The sequence below is a fragment of the Caulobacter sp. D5 genome (genome assembly GCF_003185805.1).
Lineage (GTDB): Bacteria > Pseudomonadota > Alphaproteobacteria > Caulobacterales > Caulobacteraceae > Caulobacter.
On record NZ_QHJY01000164.1, the window covers coordinates 1 to 5,754 of the forward strand.

Here is a 5,754-nt window from a genome sequence, read left to right on the forward strand (position 1 = left end):
ACAGCAGGCTGACGATCACCCAGCGATAGCGACCGATCTTCTCGGATGGCGCGGGAGCCGCGGGGATGTCCATCGACGTCGTCTTCCTTACCCTAGTTTTGTTTTCGTTGTTCGACCTGGGACGCGGGGTCCCGTCAGACGGGGACCGCCTTGCAGCGCACCTCGCCCAGCGGGCCGAAGCTTACGGTCGATTCTTCGCCGGCCGCGATGTCGTGAATGCCGGTGCTGGCGCCGGTGGTGACGATCATGCCCTTCTTCAGCGGGCGACCGCGCGTGGCGACGTGTCCCAGCAGGAAGGCCAGGGCCGCCAGGGGTGAGCCGGGGATCGAGGCCGCGCCGCCCTTGCCGACGCTGACGCCGTTGATGAAGGTCTCGGCAGGCATGGCGTCCCAGCCGAGCTCGCGCCAGTTTTCGATCACCGGGCCCAGGATCTGGCCGTCGTTGTTGCCGAAGTCGGAGACCACGATGGGCGGGCCCAGCTCGTTGATGGTCTTCAGCGGGCTGCCGGCGATCTCGACGCCGAGGATCAGCTCGCCGACATAGTCGGCGGCCTCTTCGGCGGTCCATTCGGTCTTGCCCTCGGGGGCGTCCTTGGACAGGCGGATGATGAACTCGGCCTCGACGGCGGTGAAGCCGCCGGCGATGGCGCGGAACGGGGTCGGCTCGGCGCCGGCGTCCCAGACGTTGTTCTTGAAGATGCAGCCGGCCAGGCGATCGACGCCCAGGCGCTCGCGGTGCTGCGGCGGGACGAGACCCACTTTCCAGCCGACCAGTTCATCCGGCCACAGGTCAATGGCGATGTCCTGCACCGCATAGCCGTCGGCCATGGTCTGGGGCAGGGCCCCGCCGGGATAGCCGGGAACCGAAACGCCCTTGCGACGGGCTTCGACGAATTGGGGGGCGATGGACGCCGGTGCGAATAGGTCGCTCTGCGCCTCAGAAACGGTCACGCCGCGTACCCTCCCTCGAATTACTCAATGCCGGTCCGTTGATCGGACCTGCGCTGTCTCTAGTGGAAACCGGTGTCATTGACAATTGGTCCACTGAAACACGTCGCACGGGCGAGGGGAACCGTTCTCGAACTGGGAGACTCTTGTTTTCAGCGGAGGAACGGGAAATGACGCAGCCGCAGCTGGCCGAGTATCGCCGCAAGCGCGATTTCCAGAAGACCGCCGAACCCAGCGGCGAGCGGGCGGTGGCCGCGTCGCCGCACCTGCGATTCGTCATCCAGAAGCACGACGCCACGCGGCTGCACTACGACTTCCGGCTGGAGGTCGACGGGGTGCTGAAGTCGTGGGCGGTGACCAAGGGTCCGTCGCTGGATCCGGCCGACAAGCGCCTGTCGGTCGAGGTCGAGGACCATCCGCTCGACTACGGCGACTTCGAGGGCACGATCCCCAAGGGCCAGTACGGCGGCGGCACGGTGCAGCTGTGGGATCGCGGCTTCTGGGCGCCGGAGCCCGGCTTCGAGGACATCGGCAAGGCCCTGAAGAAGGGCGAGCTGAAGTTCGTTCTGGAGGGCGAGCGCCTGCACGGCGGCTGGGTGCTGGTGCGGATGAACTGGGACCGCACCGCGAAAGACGGGAAGGGAAAGCGCGCCAACTGGCTGCTGATCAAGCACCAGGACGAGGCGGCGCGGCCTGGCAAGGGCGACGCCGTCCTGAAGGAGGATCGCTCCATCGCTTCAGATCGGAGCATGGCCGACATCGCCGTGGGCAAGGGCAGGTCGCCCAAGCCGTTCATCCTGAAGACCAAGGGAAAGGCCGACGCCGTCTGGAAATCCCGCACCAAGGCCGAGCGCGAGGCGCTGGCCAAGGAGGCCGAGGAGACCCGCAGCTTCGAGCCGGCCACGAAGTCCAAGGCATCGCCAAAGAAGACGGCCGCCAAGGCCAAGCCCGCCGCCATGCCCGACTTCGTCGAGCCGCAGCTGTGCAAGTCGGTCGAGCGGCCGCCGGCCGGCGCGGGCTGGGCGCACGAGATCAAGTTCGACGGCTATCGCCTGCAATTGCGCGTCGAGGACGGCCGGGCGGTGCTCCGCACCCGCAAGGGCCTGGACTGGACCGACCGGTTCGCGGGGATCGCCGAGGCCGCCGCCGACCTGCCCGACGCCGTGATCGACGGCGAGGCCGTGGTGCTGGACGAGGCCGGCCAGCCCGACTTCGCGGCCCTGCAGGCGGCCCTAGCTGAGGTAGGGGAGGCCGAGGGTGGCGAGGGCGAGATCATCTTCTTCGCCTTCGACCTGCTGTTCGCGCAGGGCGAGGACCTGCGGTCCCTGACCCTGCGCGAACGCAAGACGCGGCTGAAGGCGCTGCTGGGGCAGGACGAGGCGCGCCTGCGCTATGTCGACCACTTCGAGACGGCGGGCGACGCGGTGCTGCTGTCGGCCTGCAAGCTGGAGCTGGAAGGCATCATCTCCAAGCGGCTGGACGCCGCCTATCGCTCTGGCCGCAGCGAGACCTGGACCAAGTCCAAGTGCCGGGCTGGCCATGAGGTGGTGATCGGCGGCTGGACGACGACGGGAACGGCCTTCCGCTCGCTGATCGCCGGGGTGATGCGGGGCGGCAGGCTGGTGCATGTCGGCCGCATCGGCACGGGCTTCGGCAAGGACAAGGTCGCCAAACTCCTGCCCAAGCTGAAGGCGCTGGAGACCGACCGCTCGCCGTTCGAGGGGGAGGGGGCGCCGAAGAAGGCCGCCAACATCCACTGGGTGAAGCCGCAGCTCGTCGCCGAGATCGAATATGCCGGCTTCACGGGCGAGGGCGCGATCCGTCAGGCCGCCTTCAAGGGCCTGCGCGAGGACAAGCCGGCTTCGGAGGTCGAGGCCGACGCCGTTCCGGCCGCCAAGGCGACGTTGGCCGAGCCGACCCCGAAGCCGGCCACCTCCAAGGGCGAAAGCGTCGTGCTGGGCGTGCCGATCTCCAAGCCCGACAAGCCGTTGTGGCCCGATGCGGGCGACGGCGAGCCGGGCACGAAGCTCGATCTGGCCCGCTACTACGCCGCCGTCGGCGAGTGGATGCTGCCGCACATCCAGGGCCGCCCGGCCTCGGTGATCCGCGTGCCCGACGGCATCGACGGCGAGACCTTCTTCCAGCGCCACGCCATGCGCGGGATGTCGTCGCTGATCGAGACGGTGACGGTTTCGGGCGACCGCCAGCCCTACATCAGGTTCGACCGCGTCGAGGCCCTGGTCGCCGCCGCCCAGATCGCCGCCGTCGAGATCCATCCGTGGAACTGCCAGCCGGGCGATCCAGAGGTCGCCGGCCGCCTGGTCTTCGACCTCGATCCCGCGCCGGAGGTCGGGTTCGAGGCGGTGATCGAGGCGGCGCGGGAGATGCGCGACCGGCTGGAGGAACTGGGGCTTGTCAGCTTCTGCAAGACCACCGGCGGCAAGGGTCTGCACGTGGTCACGCCGCTGTCGGACAAGGTTGCCTGGGACCAGGCCAAGGCCTTCGCCCGCGAGGTCTGCGCGCGGCTGGCCGCCGACGATCCCGGCCGCTACCTGATCACCATGAGCAAGAAGGCGCGGGCCGGGAAGATCTTCCTCGACTACCTGCGCAACGACCGCACCAGCACGGCGGTCGCCCCGCTTTCCGCCCGCGCCCGGCCGGGGGCGACGGTGTCGATGCCGCTGAACTGGACGCAGGTGAAGGCGGGGCTGGATCCCTCGCGGTTCACGATCCGCACGGCGCCGGACCTGATCGCCAGGAGCACGGCCTGGGCGGACTACTTCGAGGCGGGCAAGCCGTTGAAGGCGGCGATCAAGCGGCTGGGGTAAGGGCTTGCCCCACCGCCCCGCATCGTGACACCACCACCTGGTGACGCTTGCGACGACCAGGGACGAAGGACGGTTCACCGCGCTGGACGGGCTGCGCGGCGTCGCGGCGCTGGGCGTGCTGCTCTACCACATCGCCGACTGGTCGGGCCGGCGGGGGCATTTCGCGCACGGCTACCTGGCCGTGGATTTCTTCTTCTGCCTCAGCGGTTTCGTGCTGGCCCACGCCTTCGAGCGCCGACGGATCGGGTTCTGGCCCTATCTGGTCGCCCGCTGGGTGCGGGTCTGGCCGATGCTGTTCATCGCCACGGTGGCCGGGGCGCTGCTGACGGGCCGGCCGAACGTCGAGACCGTGGTCGACTTCCTCAAGGGCCTGCTGCTGATCCCCAAGTTCGCGCCGATGGAGGCGGGGACCTTTCCGTCGCTGTTCCCCTTCAACCCGCTGGCCTGGTCGCTGTGCCTGGAGGTGCTGGTGAGTCTGGCCTGGTTCCCGCTGCGCCGCGCGCCGGACATGGCGATCATCATGTTCGTGCTGCTGTCGGGCGCGGCCCTGCTGTTCGTCGCCGTCGGCATGGGCGGGCTGCAGACCGGCTGGGACCAGGCGACCTTCGGCCTGGGCGTGCTGCGCGCCTCGTTCCCCTTCGCCATAGGCTGGCTGTGCTGGCGGCATCGGGGCGGGTTCTCCGCCCGCAAGGCCTGGGTCCCGGCGGTGCTGCTGCTGACCGTGCTGGTCCTGCCGGTCTGGCCGACGCGCGTCGCCAACGGCCTCTACGACTTCGCCTGCGCCACCTTGCTGTTCCCGGTCCTGGTGCTGCTCGGCGCCTTCGACCCAGGAGGCCGTCTGGCGCGCTGGTGCGAGCGGCTGGGCGGGGTGTCCTATCCGCTCTACGCCCTGCACTGGGCGTTCTGGTACGTGATGATCTCGATCTATCCGAACGGCTGGAAGCGCGACCTGCCGCTGTGGTTCTGCGTACTGGCCTTCTTCGCGCTGCCGGCGGCCTCGTGGGCGGCCTGGCGCTGGGTGGAGACGCCGCTGCGCACCTGGCTCAAGCGGCTCACGCACGCGCTCTGAAAGAAAAATCGTCGTTGTTCGGTGTGCCTCGGGCGAGGATGTGCGTCATGCACTGCGGGAAACCTTGTCGAGACGGACCGTGCGGCCGAAAAGCGAACATGACCTGGGAAGCCTCGACCGGCGCTATCGGCCCGCGCTGATGGCGTTCTTCATGCGTCGCGCCGCCAGCCACAGCGACGCCGAGGACATGACCCAGGAGCTGTTCGCCAAGCTGGCCCTCACCGAAGCCGGCCGGACCATGGACAACGCCGACGCCTACATCTTCCAGATGGCCGCCAACCTGCTGCGCGACCGGGCGCGGCGCGAGCGGGTGCGGTCGAGCTATACCGCCGCCGTCCGCGCCGAGCCGATCGACCTGGAGCCGCTGGACCCCGCCCGCGTGCTGATGGGGCGCGAGCGGCTGGGCGAGGTGTCGGAGGCTTTGCGCGAACTGCCCGACCGCACCCGCGCCATCTTCCTGCTGTTCCGCCTGGAGGGCATGAAGCAGGCCGAACTCGCCGAGCTTTACGGCATGACCACCAGCGGCGTGCAGAAGCATATCCTCAAGGCCATGGGCCATCTGACGCGTCGCACGAGGGCCGGCGAATGAACGGTCCCGACGACATGATCGGCGCTCCGCACGAAGAGCCCCTGGACGTCGCCGCCGCCTGGTGCGTGCGCCTGGCCGAGGGCGAGCTGACGAACGCCGAGCACGCCGAGCTGGAGGCCTGGTTCGCCGCCGATCCGGAGCATCGCGCCCTGCTGGACGACGCCGTGTCGGCCTGGCGCGCGGTTGACGACCAGGCGATGAGCCCCGGCATGGTCGCCCTGCGCGGCGAGGCCCTGGAGGATCTGCGCCGCGCCCAACGCAGCCGCTGGTCGCGCAGGCCCGGCCGGCGGGCGATGATCGGCGGGGCGCTGGCCGCCTGTC

General features: G+C 69.4%; 5 protein-coding genes. 4 read left to right on the forward strand and 1 reads right to left on the reverse strand.

The window, feature by feature from the left end:
- Positions 1-134: 134 nt before the first annotated feature.
- Positions 135-950: a 2-keto-4-pentenoate hydratase gene (locus tag DMC18_RS12000; RefSeq protein WP_110118202.1), complete on the reverse strand. Its 816-nt coding sequence runs from the start codon at positions 948-950 to the stop codon at positions 135-137.
- A gap of 167 nt (positions 951-1,117) precedes the next feature.
- Between DMC18_RS12000 and ligD the strand changes: the two genes are divergently transcribed.
- The 4 genes from ligD to DMC18_RS12020 all read left to right on the forward strand — a co-directional run.
- The gene (ligD, locus tag DMC18_RS12005) at positions 1,118-3,775 is read left to right on the forward strand and encodes a DNA ligase D (protein ID WP_110118203.1); all 2,658 of its coding nucleotides are present in this window, start codon (positions 1,118-1,120) and stop codon (positions 3,773-3,775) included.
- A 40-nt stretch (positions 3,776-3,815) separates the two neighbouring features.
- Positions 3,816-4,844, forward strand: a complete 1,029-nt coding sequence (locus DMC18_RS12010) for an acyltransferase (protein WP_110118204.1) — start codon at positions 3,816-3,818, stop codon at positions 4,842-4,844.
- Between the two features lie 151 nt (positions 4,845-4,995).
- Positions 4,996-5,433, forward strand: coding sequence for a sigma-70 family RNA polymerase sigma factor (locus DMC18_RS12015; protein ID WP_233245155.1), 438 nt, complete (start codon positions 4,996-4,998; stop codon positions 5,431-5,433).
- A partial coding sequence (locus DMC18_RS12020; RefSeq protein ID WP_233248130.1) for a DUF4880 domain-containing protein occupies positions 5,430-5,754 on the forward strand: 325 nt, incomplete at its 3' end. The genes DMC18_RS12015 and DMC18_RS12020, both read left to right, overlap by 4 nt.

Excerpts from the sequence above, each read along its gene's own strand:
- ligD (WP_110118203.1), top strand. The coding sequence starts at position 1,118 with ATGACGCAGCCGCAGCTGGCCGAGTATCGCCGCAAGCGCGATTTCCAG.
- DMC18_RS12015 (WP_233245155.1), top strand. The coding sequence starts at position 4,996 with ATGCGTCGCGCCGCCAGCCACAGCGACGCCGAGGACATGACCCAGGAG.